General features: G+C 38.1%; 14 protein-coding genes. 5 read left to right on the top strand and 9 right to left on the bottom strand.

Annotation, left to right across the window (positions count from 1 at the left end; translation table 11 throughout):
* Positions 1–50: 50 nt before the first annotated feature.
* Together SOLCA_RS17340 and SOLCA_RS17335 are read right to left on the bottom strand one after the other, a co-directional pair.
* Positions 51–536 carry a GNAT family N-acetyltransferase gene (locus SOLCA_RS17340; RefSeq protein WP_014681766.1) on the bottom strand — a complete coding sequence of 162 codons (486 nt, stop codon included), beginning with the start codon at positions 534–536 and terminating at the stop codon, positions 51–53.
* Between the two features lie 26 nt (positions 537–562).
* A complete protein-coding gene (locus SOLCA_RS17335; RefSeq protein ID WP_014681765.1) occupies positions 563–1,144 on the bottom strand; it encodes a hypothetical protein in 582 nt (193 codons plus the stop codon).
* Between the two features lie 143 nt (positions 1,145–1,287).
* On the opposite strand from SOLCA_RS17335, the gene SOLCA_RS17330 reads away from it, so the two are divergent.
* Together SOLCA_RS17330 and SOLCA_RS17325 are read left to right on the top strand one after the other, a co-directional pair.
* Positions 1,288–2,139: an alpha/beta hydrolase gene (locus SOLCA_RS17330; RefSeq protein WP_014681764.1), complete on the top strand. Its 852-nt coding sequence runs from the start codon at positions 1,288–1,290 to the stop codon at positions 2,137–2,139.
* Between the two features lie 98 nt (positions 2,140–2,237).
* A complete protein-coding gene (locus tag SOLCA_RS17325) occupies positions 2,238–3,080 on the top strand; it encodes an alpha/beta hydrolase (protein ID WP_014681763.1) in 843 nt (280 codons plus the stop codon).
* Positions 3,081–3,116: 36 nt separating this feature from the next.
* Here SOLCA_RS17325 and thiE read toward each other — a convergent pair whose 3' ends face one another.
* The 5 genes from thiE to SOLCA_RS17300 form a co-directional block, all read right to left on the bottom strand.
* Positions 3,117–3,755 carry a thiamine phosphate synthase gene (gene thiE / locus SOLCA_RS17320; RefSeq protein ID WP_014681762.1) on the bottom strand — a complete coding sequence of 213 codons (639 nt, stop codon included), beginning with the start codon at positions 3,753–3,755 and terminating at the stop codon, positions 3,117–3,119.
* 158 nt (positions 3,756–3,913) lie between these two features.
* On the bottom strand, positions 3,914–4,414 hold the full coding sequence (locus tag SOLCA_RS17315; protein WP_014681761.1) for a DinB family protein: 501 nt from the start codon (positions 4,412–4,414) through the stop codon (positions 3,914–3,916).
* A gap of 82 nt (positions 4,415–4,496) precedes the next feature.
* On the bottom strand, positions 4,497–6,956 hold the full coding sequence (locus tag SOLCA_RS17310) for a TonB-dependent receptor (RefSeq protein ID WP_014681760.1): 2,460 nt from the start codon (positions 6,954–6,956) through the stop codon (positions 4,497–4,499).
* A gap of 384 nt (positions 6,957–7,340) precedes the next feature.
* The gene (locus SOLCA_RS17305; RefSeq protein ID WP_014681759.1) at positions 7,341–7,880 is read right to left on the bottom strand and encodes an AAA family ATPase; all 540 of its coding nucleotides are present in this window, start codon (positions 7,878–7,880) and stop codon (positions 7,341–7,343) included.
* Positions 7,881–7,957: 77 nt separating this feature from the next.
* Positions 7,958–10,003: a M13 family metallopeptidase gene (locus SOLCA_RS17300; RefSeq protein WP_014681758.1), complete on the bottom strand. Its 2,046-nt coding sequence runs from the start codon at positions 10,001–10,003 to the stop codon at positions 7,958–7,960.
* A 326-nt stretch (positions 10,004–10,329) separates the two neighbouring features.
* On the opposite strand from SOLCA_RS17300, the gene SOLCA_RS17295 reads away from it, so the two are divergent.
* Positions 10,330–10,644 carry a carboxypeptidase regulatory-like domain-containing protein gene (locus SOLCA_RS17295; protein WP_014681757.1) on the top strand — a complete coding sequence of 105 codons (315 nt, stop codon included), beginning with the start codon at positions 10,330–10,332 and terminating at the stop codon, positions 10,642–10,644.
* Positions 10,645–10,825: 181 nt separating this feature from the next.
* On the opposite strand, the gene SOLCA_RS17290 is transcribed toward SOLCA_RS17295, so the two are convergent.
* Positions 10,826–11,242 (bottom strand): pyridoxamine 5'-phosphate oxidase family protein, encoded by a 417-nt coding sequence (locus SOLCA_RS17290; protein ID WP_014681756.1) that lies wholly within the window; start codon positions 11,240–11,242, stop codon positions 10,826–10,828.
* A 243-nt stretch (positions 11,243–11,485) separates the two neighbouring features.
* Between SOLCA_RS17290 and carB the strand changes: the two genes are divergently transcribed.
* Together carB and SOLCA_RS17280 are read left to right on the top strand one after the other, a co-directional pair.
* The gene (gene carB, locus SOLCA_RS17285) at positions 11,486–14,299 is read left to right on the top strand and encodes a carbamoyl-phosphate synthase large subunit (protein WP_014681755.1); all 2,814 of its coding nucleotides are present in this window, start codon (positions 11,486–11,488) and stop codon (positions 14,297–14,299) included.
* A 175-nt stretch (positions 14,300–14,474) separates the two neighbouring features.
* Positions 14,475–15,056 (top strand): outer membrane beta-barrel protein, encoded by a 582-nt coding sequence (locus SOLCA_RS17280; RefSeq protein WP_014681754.1) that lies wholly within the window; start codon positions 14,475–14,477, stop codon positions 15,054–15,056.
* A gap of 61 nt (positions 15,057–15,117) precedes the next feature.
* Here the strand turns inward: SOLCA_RS17280 and SOLCA_RS17275 are convergent, their stop codons facing one another.
* Positions 15,118–15,693 carry a 2'-5' RNA ligase family protein gene (locus tag SOLCA_RS17275; RefSeq protein ID WP_014681753.1) on the bottom strand — a complete coding sequence of 192 codons (576 nt, stop codon included), beginning with the start codon at positions 15,691–15,693 and terminating at the stop codon, positions 15,118–15,120.
* Positions 15,694–15,719: the final 26 nt, after the last annotated feature.

Below are 15,719 nucleotides of genomic sequence, written 5' to 3'. Positions count from 1 at the left end.
CGCTATGGCGCAAAGATACTTAGCGTCTTTGCGTCTTGGCGGTTTCAACCCTAGAGCTCCCTTCGCATTACATAATCATTCAACACAAAATCGCCATAAGGAATATCTACTTCTTTGTAAATGATGAATCCTATTTTATCGTAAAAGTGTTTGGCCTTGTTGAAACGATTTACATTGAGTTCAAGAATAGTGGCATTTAGTTTTTTTACTTCTTCAGCAACAACATCAACCAAGTACCTGCCACAACCTTTTCCTTGTGTTTCAGGAAGTACATATAGCTTATGAATTTTATAAACGGAAGGTTCAGTAGTAGAGAAAGAGGCAAATCCCATCGGTTCATCGTTTTCCAAGGCTATAATAAATGTATGCCCATTTTGTTGTTGCCCCAACAGTGCTTCCGGCGTATACATTTGTCCATACATATATTCAATTTGTTCATCAGAAATAACGCCACGGTAAGTTTGCTTCCATGTTCTGTCGGCCAGAGAAACAATGGTTGCGATGTCTTGAGGTAAAGCAGTTTTATAGGTGTACATTTTATTTAAAGGTGTTTAATTACGATTTATTTCAGTTCTTCAACCACAAAAATGGACGGATTAGTGGTTTTAAATTTTACCATTCCATTTTCAGAAGTTACAAACAAGTTATCGTTCACAGTAGTTAATCCTTCTACTGAGTATTGATTTGAAGAAACCAGATTGATAACGGACAATTCTTCTCCCTTAGCATACCATTTCTCTAAAATTTCCTTTACAGGGAAATATTTATGAGTTTCGTAGAATAGTACGATATCAATTGCATGTACACGCTCTATAATTTCCTGAAGCAGATCCGGAGATCCAATAATGTTTACAGAAGGAAAACTTTCTGAAATTAAGTGATCGATGGCTCCTTTTATCGAATAAGATTGTAGTGGAATTACGCGGGTAAATTCCTGAAGTTCTTCATTAATGTTGTCTGAAGGAGCAAACATTGCATCTATCTTTATTCCTTTGGATGTTATCAGGTCCCATTCATTTTCAAACACAAAGACAGTAGGACTCCATTCCAAAAGTTGTCCTAAATACTCATCATTAAAGTCATTGTAAGACATAATTATAAGAGCCGGTTCTTGCTTTTCTCTCACGATGTGATGCGACGACATATATTCAAAATTCTATTTGGGTTTTAAGCTCAAAATAGCCGTTTTTTAATCGATTATTTGGCCTTTTTAACTGATAAATCTCGCTGAAAATCAGCTAAATATGGTTTATTTTTTGTAATTTATTTATACCAAATCCTTCCTATATGAAAGCAATTCTACATCTCTCCTCACTGCTACTCGTACTAACAGTTTTTGCATCCTGTAGCCGTATCGGCAGGTCCAAAGCTACCTCCGAAATGCCATTACAGGTAATCGAAGATATTGCTTACGGCAGTGATCCCGAACAGCGTTTAGATATTCTGATGCCCAAAGAAAGAAATGAACATACGAAGGTACTGATCTTTTTGCACGGAGGCTCATGGAAACGTGGTGATAAATCAGAATATAACTCCGCATTACGATCTTTTGCCGAACGAGGCATAACAATTGTCAATATGAATTATCGACTCGCGGAGAAGAATAAAAACAAGTTTCCTGCGCAGATGGATGATATTACTGCGGCCATTAACTTTCTTGTTAGTAAAGCAAGCGACCTTAGTATCGATATGAAAACAATAGGGCTCGCGGGGCACAGCGCAGGTGGTCACCTGGCTTTATTGTACAGTTATCACTTTAACACTTCCGGACGGGTTAAAGCCGTTGCCGCTTTAGCACCTGTTTCCGATCTGGCAGAGGCAGGGAGGACCGATCGATCTGATTATCTTAATCCAATTATTAATTTTTTAGGGAAGAAATTTAAACAGGATTCGATTTTATGGATTCAGGCAAGTCCTTATTGGATGGCGACTAAATTAGCTGTTCCTACTATTTTGTTTCACGGAACTGAAGACCGGGTGGTTCCCTATAATCAAAGTGTTAAACTTGAAAAACGCTTGCAGGAATTAAAGGTTCCTTCCAAGTTTATTGAATACGACGCCGGACATGTTTGGTTGGGTGCTGATTTGGCCGATACACGTGAAAATGTAATTAAATGGATGAATATGTACGTCAATTAGCATGTATGAATAAAGGAATAATTAGATGAGCAATATTTTTTATCTTTAAATAGTTGATGTGAAAAGCAGTAACATCAACTATTAATTTTTTAACGATCATGACTAAATACGCGCTCTCCATCGGTGTTTGTCTGCTGCTCCTTTTTTCTGCTTGTAAGAAAAATTTAGTTCCTCCTGTTAGTGATCTTGAGGCCAAACAGATTCTTGATGTTGCCTATGGATCTGCTGATCAGCAGAAATTTGATGTTTACCTGCCTGCAAATAGAACTGCTGCCACTAAAGTTATTGTATTCTTACACGGAGGAAGTTGGCGTGATGAAGATAAAAGTCAGTATACCTCTTTATTCACTTATTTTGTTGATAAAGGCTTTGCCGTAATCAACATGAATTATCGATTGGCAAAAGATAATTCGGATAAGCATCCGGCACAGATGGAAGACATAAGATCGGCGCTTGATTTGGTGTTGGCCAGACGGAATGAATATGTTATTTCAGATAAAATTGGACTTACAGGGAATAGTGCCGGAGGGCATCTAGCCTTGTTGTATGCTTATGGTTTCGATATTGATGAGCGGGTGAAGGCAGTAGCTGCATTATCAGCTCCGACAGATTTTGTACAAGCGGCTAATTCCGGAAACACAGCTGCAATCACTACCATTAATTATTTTCTTGGAAAGTCTTTTGATGAAGACCAGGTGCTTTGGGTAAATGCCAGTCCATATTTTAGGGCAACGGCTGCATCGGTTCCAACCATTTTATTTGTAGGTGGAAAGGATGATATTGTTTATCCCATTCAGAGCGAAAATCTGAAGACCAGACTTACAGATCTAGGTGTAATGAATCAGCTAATAGTTTATCCAGATGAAGGTCATGCCTGGATTGGAACCAACCTGACGGATACTCAGCAGAAGATCGTGGATTGGTTTACCGTTAATATGTAAAAAAATAAAGCCCCCTCTTGGATGAAGGGGCAGTGATTAATATAATTTCTTGTAAATCTCTTTATAGACTGCTTCCGGGTTTTCTGCAAGATTAATGGCAGAACAAACAGCTACTCCGTGAATACCTGTTTTCATTAGCTCATCAACATGCTCGGGTTTTATTCCTCCGGCTGCAATTACAGGAAGGTCTATGCCTTCTTCTTTCATGCGTTCAATTATGTTTCTGTAATCATCTAACGTAAGATGATCAACACTATACATAATAGTTTTGGTTGGTTTATATGGACCAACACCCACATAATCTGCACCGGAATGATATACCGCTTTTATTTGTTCAAAAGTATGTGCCGATCCGCCAATGATTTTTGCATCGCCCAATATCTCACGAGCTTGCTCCACCGACATGTCTGCCATCTCAATATGAACACCCTGTGCATCATCTACCTTTTCAACTACGTCAACATTTGAACACACAATTAAGGTTGCTCCCCAATCATCACAAATATTCGCGATTTGAGTTGCTTCCACAATCCATGCTTCAGTTGATCTTTTATTTTTTGTTCTGTATTGAATCCATTTAGCCCCCGCTTTACAAGCCATTTCAGCCTGTTGTAAGTGGCTGAAGTTCTCCATGTCAAGCGTTAAGTAATGGAATTTTTCGATGTGTTTTTTCATTATTTGTGATTACACAGATTAGATGTTGGGATTATAAAGATTGTTCATGAGAATACATTGAATGAGTAATAAAATTAGTGAATCATAAAAAAATCGATGAATCAGGTAATCTAATCGGTGTAATCAAATAATAAAATCTGTGTAATCCCAACAAAAATTTATTTAGCAGCCGACATGCCATATGATGACCATTCTTCTTTTGCAGGGCCATATACGCCAGTAACGATTAATCCGGCTTGACGCATTAGTACTGTTAGCTGTCCGCGGTGATGTGTTTGGTGTAGAATAAGTACGGATAGCACTTTGCCTCTTTTCCATGGCTCACCATACATGTCTACCGGGGTTTCCAAGTCAGAGTTGAGCCATTTTGATGAGACCTGCTCTAAAGCTTCATCGGAAGCATTTGAATAAGCAATCCGAAGTTCATCTGCCGAAGTTGGAGCATCAGCATCACCATCAATCTCAGTCGCTTCCAAACCGGCTCTATTCAGCATTTCGGAAATTGAAGCAGTAATATGCCAAACCAACTGGGCCATTGTACGGCCTTCATCATAAATCTTTTGATTTAATGACTTGTCTGTAAGCTGGCGCAATAGAGTTTCAGTTGCTTGCATTTCATACTTCCAATCAGTAGTAAAGTCTTCAATTGTTCTGTACATATACTTAAGAATTTAGTGTAAATAGATGCCCGAATTTAATTAAAAAAGGCTGTAGATTTTCTACAGCCTTCTTAATAAACCACTAAAATTTAAGATTTATACCTGCCAAAATATTTGTTCCTGATTGAGGGAAATAAAAGTTTTCTATCACCCTTTCGCCACCTGCAACATACCCCCATGTATAACCATTCGATACATATTTAGTATTGAATAAGTTATTTACCATTAAACTGAAACCAAGGTTTTTGATTCCTTTGAATTGAAGATTATAGTTAATTAACAAATCATTCACAAAGAATGAATTTAACGAGCGATTATCATTTGATGTATTATCCAGGTATTGTTTTCCGACAAACTTACCTGATAGGGCAATCTGAAGATTTTTAACTGGAGCTACGATGAATTGAGTGCCTGCTATAATTGCCGGAGAAAATGAGATATCGGTTTTGTTATAAGAAGTCGTATCCATTCCGTCGGCATCATCATAATTAGTGACATATTCCTTAAAGTTTTTCACTTTGTTTGTGCTAACGGCAGCATTTAAGTTCCAGGTAAGGAAATTCGTTAACTTTAAAGATCCATCAAGTTCAGCTCCTGCGCGGTAACTATCTGGTGTGTTTACACGGATCGCTTCACCCACATCATTAATCTGGCCGGTAAGAATCAGTTGATCCTTGTATTTCATGTAATACAGATTTATACCAACGTTGCGTTTTGCAGTTTGATTGCGGAAACCTAATTCAACATTATCAAGTTTCTCGGCCTGTGGGCGACTTTTAGGAGTCGATTGGGTGTATTCGTCGCGGCTAGGCTCTTTACCTGTATGCGCATACGAGATGTAAGCATTGCTGGAATTGTTAAGCTGATAGGTAAATCCAATTTTAGGATTAAAGAAATTCAGTTTTACATCCTGCTGAACATTGTTCAACTCCTGATCGTATCCTAAGAATGAATAATTAACATTGCGGAATTGTAAGTCGGCAAAAGCATGGAGCTTTTCGTTAATGCCATAAGTTGCTTTACCATAAATGTTGAAATCCTTTTTGGTCGCGTCATTGTCGTAATAACGATTGTCGGGAGTGCTATTTGAAGCATATTGAGCCCAAATCACTTTTCCATAATGGTTACCATCGTATCGGTTATATGCGCCCCCCAAAGTAAGCTCAAGTGCATTTACAGGTTTATATTGCAAAGAGAATACCGTTCCGTAGAAATTATTATTCAGCCATTTTTGGCGGACTAAATTTGAGTTGGTAATGGTTTCACCACCAATTATTACATTGTTTAAGCCATATTCAGCAAGTGATGCATTGTACTTGTATTCTTCATAATAACCTTCGCCATGCGTAAAATGTAAGCCTACATTCAGGCTAAAGTTGTCGGTCAGTTCTTGCGTATAAAATGCCTGATAATGATCTTGGCGATAATTATCTGTCTGATTGTCATACGTGAAGTAATTGTAGGTACGCTTATCGGAATTGACTAAATTGAGCAAATCCTGTTGAGTTGGATAAGTATCTGGGTTGCGTTCATAATGCGCCATCAACTCTGCCTGTGTTCCGAAAAGTTTAGCTTCAGGGATACCATTCCATGCCTGATATGTTTTCTCTTTGCCGGAAATTACATTAAGCTTCAACAGACTTTTCTTTCCATAATAACCACCCGATAGGAAGAATGAACGGAGGTTAGATGATCCCCTGTCAATAAAACCATTTGAATTGATCATGGATAAGCGGCCATCAAAGGCAAATTTACCCATTAAACCAGTTCCCACTTTAAGCGTGTTTTTAATGGAGCCAAATGAACCGCCTGAGCTTGCTACTTCTGCATAGGCTTTTTCACTTAACGTGTTCGTTTGCACATTAATACTTGCTCCAAATGCACCTACACCATTTGTTGAAGTTCCGACACCACGCTGAATTTGGATATTATCAACCGATGAAGCAAAGTCGGGAAGGTTTACTAAAAATGTTCCTTGTGATTCAGCATCATTTACAGGAATACCATTAATAGTTAAATTGGTGCGAGAAGCATCGCTTCCACGAATACGGATACCTGTGTAACCGATGCCGTTTCCTGCATCAGAGGTTACGACAACCGCTGGGGTCTGATTGAGTAAGAATGGAAGGTCTTGTCCCAGATTTTGTTTTTCAAGATCAGTTTTGGTGATATTCTTAAAAGTAGTTGCAGCATTTGCACTTGCCCTGGTTGACCTTACCACTACTTCGTCGGCAATAACAGTACTGCGATCCAGCTTGATCTCAATTGTTTGGTTAGACGATAAATTTACCTCTTGTTCAAGGGCTGTGTAACCGACAAACGTAATCAAAAGCGTATGCTTGCCTGATTTTAATTTGTTGAATTCAAAGGTTCCTGAAGAATTGGTTTGAGTTCCGAGCACTGTTCCTTTAATGCTCACCGTAGCTCCCGCTAAAGTTTGGTTAGATTGTTTGTCAAAAATCTTTCCGCTCAATTGCATTTGTGCAAGAGCTAATAAAGGAGTTACCATGGCTAAATAGGCCATAAGTAAAACTTTTTTCATTTTTTGTATTTGATATGTTGTTAAACAATGCGAAAGCAAAGGGTGTACTCCCGCTAAATTTAACTTTTACCTCCCTACGCCGGCATTATCCGGATCAGGTGCTCAATGTGTCAACTGTTGAGACGTTTTAACATTGATGGGTATAATCTCAGCCTGTATTTTAGAGTATCAGGTTTGAAGTTAAAGGTTATAAGAAGCTGAACATGCGGTCAGCGCTTAAAACTCGAAACTTAGAACTTATTACTCTTTAAGGCACCCCTTAAGAATAAGACAAAGGTAGGTTAAAATTTGAGAATTTGAGAAAACTGTGAATTTGGAAGTTAAAAAGGGCTCGCAAAGCCTCAAGGACACATAGTTTAAATGAATATTAATTGTTGCTTAAGCTTAGTTTCTTTGTGTGCCTAAAACCTTTTCCACAGCGGCTATGCCATTGTCAAAACGCTCTTGTCCAAGCCCGGTTATGATGGTATAAGAAGCATTTAGGGTTTCGAGCTCTTGTTTGTAAATATCAAAGAAGTATTCTCGTTTATGAGGAAAATTACGCTGAGGATCGTCTTCCCATGGATTATCAATATACATTAGCAGGTAATGGTCATAATGACGATTCTTGATTTCTTCAGTTACAAAATCCGGTGCTGAACCAAATACTTCTTCACACCAAACTTTAACAGTCATTACGGTTACATCGCAAATTAATAGTTTGTTTGCTTCAGGCAATAATTTCTCTTCTAATGCCAACTGTCCATAAAACATATTGATTTCATCTTCCAGCGTGCAATCACGATCTAAGCCTTCACAATACTCACGAGCATATTCAGGAACCCAAACAGTGTTGTAATATTCAGCAAGGTATTGAGCCATTGTTGATTTTCCCGTAGACTCAGGGCCAATAATGGCAATTTTTAGGATGGAAGATTGATTCATTAATATAAACCGCAAAGACGCGGAGTCGCAAAGATAATTAACAACTTTGCGTCTTCGCGTCTTTGCGGTAAAATTAGTTACCAGATTTTCACTCTTAAGCTATCTGGTCTCCACATGGCATCGCCTTGTTTAATACCGAAAGCTTCGTAAAATGCCGGGATGTTAGCAAATGGTCCATTAACGCGAAGATTAGCTGGCGCATGAACATCGGTCATGATTTGATTGGCAAGGTTTTCATCACGTTGATGACCTAACCAACCCATTGCATAGCCTAAGAAATATCGTTGAGCCGGGGTAAGTCCGTTGATTTTTTTACCTTTCTTATACTGTTCAGTTTTTACGAAGGCGTCCCAGCCAAGTAAAATACCACCTAAGTCGGCAATGTTTTCACCTTGAGTAGCATCCCCGTTTACATGTAAGCTATCTAAGACCTTGTAATCATTAAACTGCTTGATGATCATTTGGCAACGTTCTTTAAATTTAGTCTCATCTTCAGGAGTCCACCATTTTTTTAAGTTACCTTTTTCATCAAACTGGCTACCCTGATCGTCAAATCCATGGGTAATTTCATGTCCGATAGTTGATGCAGCGGCATAGCCATAAACAACTGCGTCATCAATATTTTCATCATTCCAGCCCGGTACCAGGAAAATTGCTGCAGGTAATACGATTTCGTTGTTAGATGGGTTGTAATAAGCATTGTAAGTTTGAGGCGTCATTTCCCATTCATTACGGTCAACCGGCTTTCCTAATTTATCTACGTTGTATTTATACCAAAACTCACTACCGCGTTTTATGTTGGCAAGGTATGATGAACGATCAATATTTAAGCTTGAAAGGTCTTTCCATTTATCCGGATATCCAACTTTTTTGGTCATACTCGCAAGTTTAGCTAAGGCTTTCTGCTTGGTTGGTTCGCTCATCCAATCCAGTTTTTTAATACGCTCTTTGTAAGCATCGCGAATAGCTTCAACCAAATCTTCGTAACGTTTCTTGGTTTTTTCAGAGTAATATTCTTTCACGTAAAGCTGTCCTAGTACTTCGCCCATAACAGCTTCTTCAGAACTCAACACACGTTTCCAGCGTGGACGCTGTTCTTTTTTACCCGTAAGAACCGTTCCATAGAAACGGAAGTTTTCATCATCCAATGCTTTGTGAAGGTAAGATGCGCTTGAGCTTACCATGTTCCAGCGTAGGTATTCTTTCCAACTATCAACAGGAATAGATTTTAAGCTTACTTCAATTTGCTTAAAGAATTCAGGTTGGCCAACTATCACAGAATCGATTTTCTTAATCTTCATTTTGGTTAACAGGTCATTCCAGTTGATTGACGGCGTTAACTTGTTTAGATCGCTAACTGATAATTTGTTATAGTTTTTATAAGGATCACGAAGATCTTCAAGTTTACGGGATGCTTTTGCCAGCGATTCTTCAATTTTGTAGGTATTTTCAGCAGCTTTGTTTGCGGTTGATTCATCAAATCCTGAAAGTTTGAACATGTTGACCAAATGCTTCTGTTGGTAATCCTGGCGGATTGCCGCTGTACGTCCGTCTTTATTGAAATAATAATCCCGGTCTGGTAAGCCTATACCGCCTTGATTTAAATAAAGAGCCATTACCTCACTATTTTTAGTATCCTGGTATACATACATCGAGAATAACGGACTATCACCTAATGTATGCTGGTAAGCAATCTCGTTTAATACTCCGTTAATATCTTTAATCGCAGCAATACGATCAATATCAGCTTTTATTGGTTGAATGCCTTGTTTCTCAATGCCGACAGTATCCATTCCTGTGTGCCAGAAATCTCCGATCTTTTGGCTATTACTACCTTCAGCTTCTTTTGCTTTTGCAGCATCTTCGTTGATCTTTCTGAGTTTATCATAAATCTCATCATTTACCAGGTTGCCAATTCCCCAACGGCTATAAGCCGAAGGGATCGGGTTTAATTTGGTCCAGCCTCCGTTAGCGTATTGAAAGAAGTCAACACCTGGTTTGGCTGTTGTGTCAATATTTTCTTTAACAAAATCTTTTTTTTGTGAAGCATTTTGCTTGTTACAGGAGATTGTAGCAATAGCAAGCCCACTGATTAGTAATAATTTGCTTTTGTTGATATTCATCAGGGTTAGTTTTTATACTTTAAAAGTAACAAAGTACCGAATTTCTCAGAAGATTGCTGTGTAACAGTTATATAGAAATCGGGAATAAAATATCCATGCTCTGCAAGCTTTTCCACAATTGCAACAGTTCGGTTACAATTCAAAAACTGCTTAGAAAGCTATTGAGTAAGGTTTTTGTATGGTTTCAGGTATTAAACTGTTATCGGCACATCATTTGGGTTACAATTGGAAATGGCAATGTTTGTTAATTCAAAAAACTGAACTATAGATAGAAAAACTTTTACCTGACTAATAAATTATTGTAGAACCTAAAAAATCAAAACAGTATGAAAAAAGTAATGTTAGGTTTAGTTGCGTTGACGGGATTGTCAGCGGGACTTTTCGCGTTCACCGCAGCTGAAAACTCAGGTATTAAAGGTACGGTAGTTCCAGCAGAAGGTGCAAGTCAGGTTTGGGCAATTGCTGGTACAGATACATTAAAATCTGCTGTATCTGCTGGTGCATTTGAGTTCAGTAACATTAAAGCAGGCAACTACAAAGTTGTTGTAGATGCGGTAGAGCCACTAAAAGACGTACAATTTGATGTTTCAGTACCTGAAAATAAAGTTGTAAACGTTGGCGAAATTAAATTGGCCCAATAAAAATCCCAGCTATATTTATTCCAGGCGAGTAGAGTCGTCCCGGTTAAACCGGGACGGCTCTCTCATTTTTTGGTGTTTCTTGCATGCCCAAAAACTCTACCATTTATTAATCTCATTGTAATAGTATTGGTGATAAATTAAATCTAAGAAAGAGTGACATCCTTCCAATCTTACCCAGTTTTCAAAATCTAATCTCTTCAATCGTAACCGGAACATTAAAATCTGAATAACGAATCCATCTAGGTGAAACGGAAAAATAGGCGATATCTTTCCAGTTTTCCTTCCGGTCCTTGCCGTCAGGGAAAACGTTAAAATAAATTTGAAGTAGTTCTTCAAGTTCTTTTTCGTCAGGAATTTTGGCAGTACCCTCATATTGAATCGTCTGCTCACCGTCCCAACCAATTACAAATGCAATTGAAGGGTTATTGATCAAATTCTGATATTTTCTGGATGTACTTAATGTGTCGAAAATAATTCTGAGGTCTGTTGTAATAGCAATGCCAACCACTGCTGATTCAGGCAAACCATCAACTGTTACAGTCGATAAAACTGCGTACTTGTTTTTTGAGATGAATTCGTATAAAAAATCAACTGTCATTCAAGTTGGTAATAGTTGCACACTATTCAGCAAAATCGAAATATTTACCGAATGTACCCGAATATACTTAATTACAGTATGGGGCTAAAATCTTTATGATTGCGGATTAATCCTTTAAATTATAAGAACTATATTTAATATCTTTTTATGAACTTATATCCAACTATCCAAAAAACGAAAATAAATCCTTAAATTAATTTCAAAAATGATACCTTTGCACAATTTTTAGACTCCCTTCATAGAATGCCAAGAAACGAAAGTATCAAATCAGTCCTCATCATCGGTTCTGGCCCAATTATTATCGGCCAGGCATGTGAATTCGATTATTCAGGCTCTCAAGCAGCTTTATCGTTAAAAGAAGAAGGTATTTCGGTTTCGATTATTAATTCGAATCCGGCTACCATTATGACCGATAAGGTTATTGCTGATCATGTGTACCTGCTGCCGCTTAATTGTGAGAGTATCGAACAGATTTTGCAAGAACAAAAAATTGACGCTGTGTTACCTACCATGGGTGGACAAACCGCGCTTAACCTTGCAAAAGAGGCTGAAGAACGTGGAATTTGGGCTAAATACGGTGTTAAAGTTATCGGTGTGGATGTTGCCGCAATCGAGAAAACAGAAAACCGTGAAGAGTTCCGCCAATTAATGATTGATATTGGAGTGGGAGTAGCCCCTTCAAAAATTGCTAACTCTTTCCTTGAAGGTAAAGAGGCAGCTCAGGAAATCGGTTTTCCACTAGTAATACGTCCTTCTTATACGCTTGGTGGTTCAGGTGGTGGTTTCGTCCATAAAAAAGAGGATTTTGACTCAGCGTTAAATCGTGGTTTACAAGCTTCTCCAACTCATGAAGTGTTGGTAGAGAAAGCGGTAATAGGCTGGAAAGAATACGAATTAGAGTTACTTCGCGACAGCAATGATAACGTGATCATTATCTGTTCGATCGAAAACTTCGACCCAATGGGTATCCATACCGGAGACTCAATTACTGTTGCTCCGGCAATGACACTGTCAGACCGTTGCTACCAGGATATGCGTAACCAGGCAATCAAAATGATGCGTGCTATCGGAACGTTCGCTGGTGGCTGTAACGTACAGTTCTCAGTAAGTCCTGACGATGAGTCGATCATCGCGATTGAAATTAACCCTCGTGTATCTCGTTCATCGGCATTAGCTTCTAAAGCAACTGGTTATCCAATTGCTAAAATTGCCGCTAAATTGGCAATTGGTTACAATTTGGATGAGATCGAAAATCAAATTACAAAAACTACTTCTGCATACTTTGAACCATCACTTGACTATGTGATCGTTAAAGTCCCACGTTTCAATTTTCAGAAATTCAAAGGTGCAAATAAAGAGTTAGGCTTACAGATGAAGTCGGTAGGTGAGGTAATGGCAATTGGTCGCAGCTTTACCGAAGCACTTCAAAAAGCTTGTCAGTCATTAGAGATCAGTCGTAACGGTTTAGGTGCTGATGGAAAACAACTGAAAGATCTTGACAAGATTATGGATAGCCTTGAGCATCCAAGTTGGGATCGTTTGTTCCACATTAAAGATGCATTAGCGTTAGGCGTTCCAGTTTCATCGGTACAAAAAGCAACCAAAATAGATCGTTGGTTCTTGATGCAGATTCAGGATCTGGTTCATTTAGAGTTAGAAATCAAGCGCTATTCATTAGCGAATCTTCCAAAAGATTTGTTAATCACTGCCAAACAAAAAGGGTACTCTGATTTACAGTTAGCGTATTTGTTAGGAGTTGATGAAGATGCTATTTACTATAAACGTAAAGAATTAGGTATCCGCAGAGTTTACAAAATGGTAGACACCTGTGCTGCTGAGTTCCCGGCGCAAACGCCATATTACTATTCTACTTACGAAGGAGAGAATGAATCAATTCCTTCTGATAAGAAAAAGATCATTGTGTTAGGCTCTGGTCCAAACCGTATCGGACAAGGTATTGAGTTCGATTATTCTTGTGTTCATGGTTTATTGGCTGCAAAAGAAGCAGGGTATGAATCAATCATGGTTAACTGTAACCCTGAAACTGTTTCTACCGACTTTAACATGGCTGATAAGTTATACTTTGAACCAGTTTTCTGGGAGCACGTTCGTGAGATCATCGACTTAGAGAAGCCAGAAGGTGTAATTGTTCAGTTAGGTGGTCAAACGGCCTTAAAAATGGCTGAGTTGTTACATAAAAACAACATTAAGATCATCGGAACTACATTCCCTGATATGGACGTTGCTGAAGATCGCGGTCGTTTCTCTGACTTGTTAAAAGATCTTGATATTCCTTATCCGAGATATGGAGTTGCACACTCTGCTGACGAAGCAATTAAAGTTGCAAGTGAAGTTGGCTATCCTGTATTGGTTCGTCCTAGTTATGTATTAGGCGGACAAGGTATGGAGATCGTAATCAATGATGAAGAATTAGAACGCGCTGTAGTAAAATTATTGCGCCATATGCCGGATAACAAAATCCTGATCGACCACTTCCTTGATCGTGCTGAAGAATCTGAGTCAGATTCAATCTGTGATGGGGAAGATGTGCACATTGTTGGTTTGATGGAACATATTGAGCCTGCAGGTATTCACTCTGGTGATTCAAGCGCAGTATTGCCTCCGTTCAGTTTATCTGAAAACGTTCAGAATAAGATGAAAGAGTACACCATTAAGCTTGCAAAAGCGCTGAATGTAAGAGGTTTGTTAAATATTCAGTTCGCAATTAAAGATGAGAATGTATATGTAATTGAGGCAAATCCTCGTGCTTCACGTACAGTTCCGTTCATTGCGAAAGCATATGATGTTCCTTATATCAACATTGCAACTAAAGTGATGCTGGGAGTTAATAAATTAAAGGACTTTACAATTGAAGAGAAGTTAAAAGGTTACGCAATTAAAGAGCCGGTATTCTCATTCGATAAATTCCCTGAGGTGAATAAAGAACTAGGACCTGAAATGAAATCTACTGGTGAAGCAATTCGCTTTATCAAAGATCTGGAAGATCCTTATTTCCGTCATCTTGTAAAAGAAAAATCAATGTATCTTTCTAAATAATAATTAGTCAGGAACAATATGAAACTCCCATTTGAAAATTTCAAATGGGAGTTTTTCTTTATTTAAGAAATTGAAACACAGTATTTAGTCTTTGTTATCTAAAGAAACTTATTTAAATTAGAGGTATCATCTAAATTTTGCAAAAAACTTAAGCACTCTATTTAAATTATTCTTTATGAAAAAGCTCTCTACACTTTTGATTTTGCTATTAGCAGTAACGATTACTGTTAAAGCACAAACCCAACGGGGCAATTTGCTCATTGGGGCTCAGCTGGCCAATATTGGCGGCGTATTCCAAAGCGGTAGCAGTTCATTTACATTTGGCATTACTCCTATGGTTGGTTTCTTTATTCAGGATAATCTGGCGGTTGGTCCTAATGTAAGTTTCGATTATACACATGCTAATGATGAAAACTTCTTTACCTGGAGCGTTGGCGCTTTTGGACGTAAGTATTTTGACGACCCAAGTATTGAGTTCTCTAAAAGGAGCACCTGGTTTTTAGAAGCAAATGCAGGTATTCAGGGTGTAAATGCTGCCGGAGATAATACTAATGGTTTAGGGCTAGGTTTTGGTCCAGGCCTTGCTTATTTCATTACGCCAAATATTGGCTTGGAAGGTTTATTAAAATATGATCTCACTCTTGGTTTTGGTAGCTCTACAACTACCAATCAAGTAAGTTTAAATGTGGGTTTCCAGATTTATTTACACAAAGACAAGGCTAAAAATATTATTGAAGAAGAAAAGAAAAGTCAATAATCAATCTTGTTCTCTATAATAGTGAAAAATGCTGTTCCTGACTTTATGGGAATGGCATTTTTTAATTAATTAAAAGACTGATATTGCTTAAAGGAAATGAAGCATATTTTTGCCATGTTTTCCCATTATGTTTTAATAGATAAAACTCATTAACATCGAACTCTCTTAAATACGGTTGGTTTTCTAAAAGCGGCCAAGCTTTCAATGTTTCTTCTCGTTTTAGATCTCTGTATGCAATTGTAATATGTGGATTAAACCGTTTCGAAGTATCACTAACAGAAAATCCATTCTTTCGTAGAAAGCACATCAAATGCCTGTGAAATCTTTGTAACAAAGGATTATGTACTGGTTTTATAAAAATCACATCACTTCGTGGATTCAGAAAATAACCAAAACCATCCAATTGAATTTGTAACGGCTGTTCTTCTTCAGAAAACTGTATTAAATTATTAATCAACTGGCTCATTGCTTCATGCGTCATTCCAAAGGGTGGCTGTAAGGTGATATGAGGAATTATGTGCTGGCCTTTTCGGGTATTAAAATTCTCAGCAAATAATACCTTTAATTCATTTACTTCCTGGGTAACTGTAGCATCCGGTAGGAGTGCTATTAGATAAAGGCTTTCGCTTCCATTCATAGCATTCGGATTTTTTGTACCCTTAA

It is taken from the genome of Solitalea canadensis DSM 3403 (assembly GCF_000242635.2).
Lineage (GTDB): Bacteria > Bacteroidota > Bacteroidia > Sphingobacteriales > Sphingobacteriaceae > Solitalea > Solitalea canadensis.
This window is presented reverse-complemented; position numbering and strand designations above follow the sequence as displayed.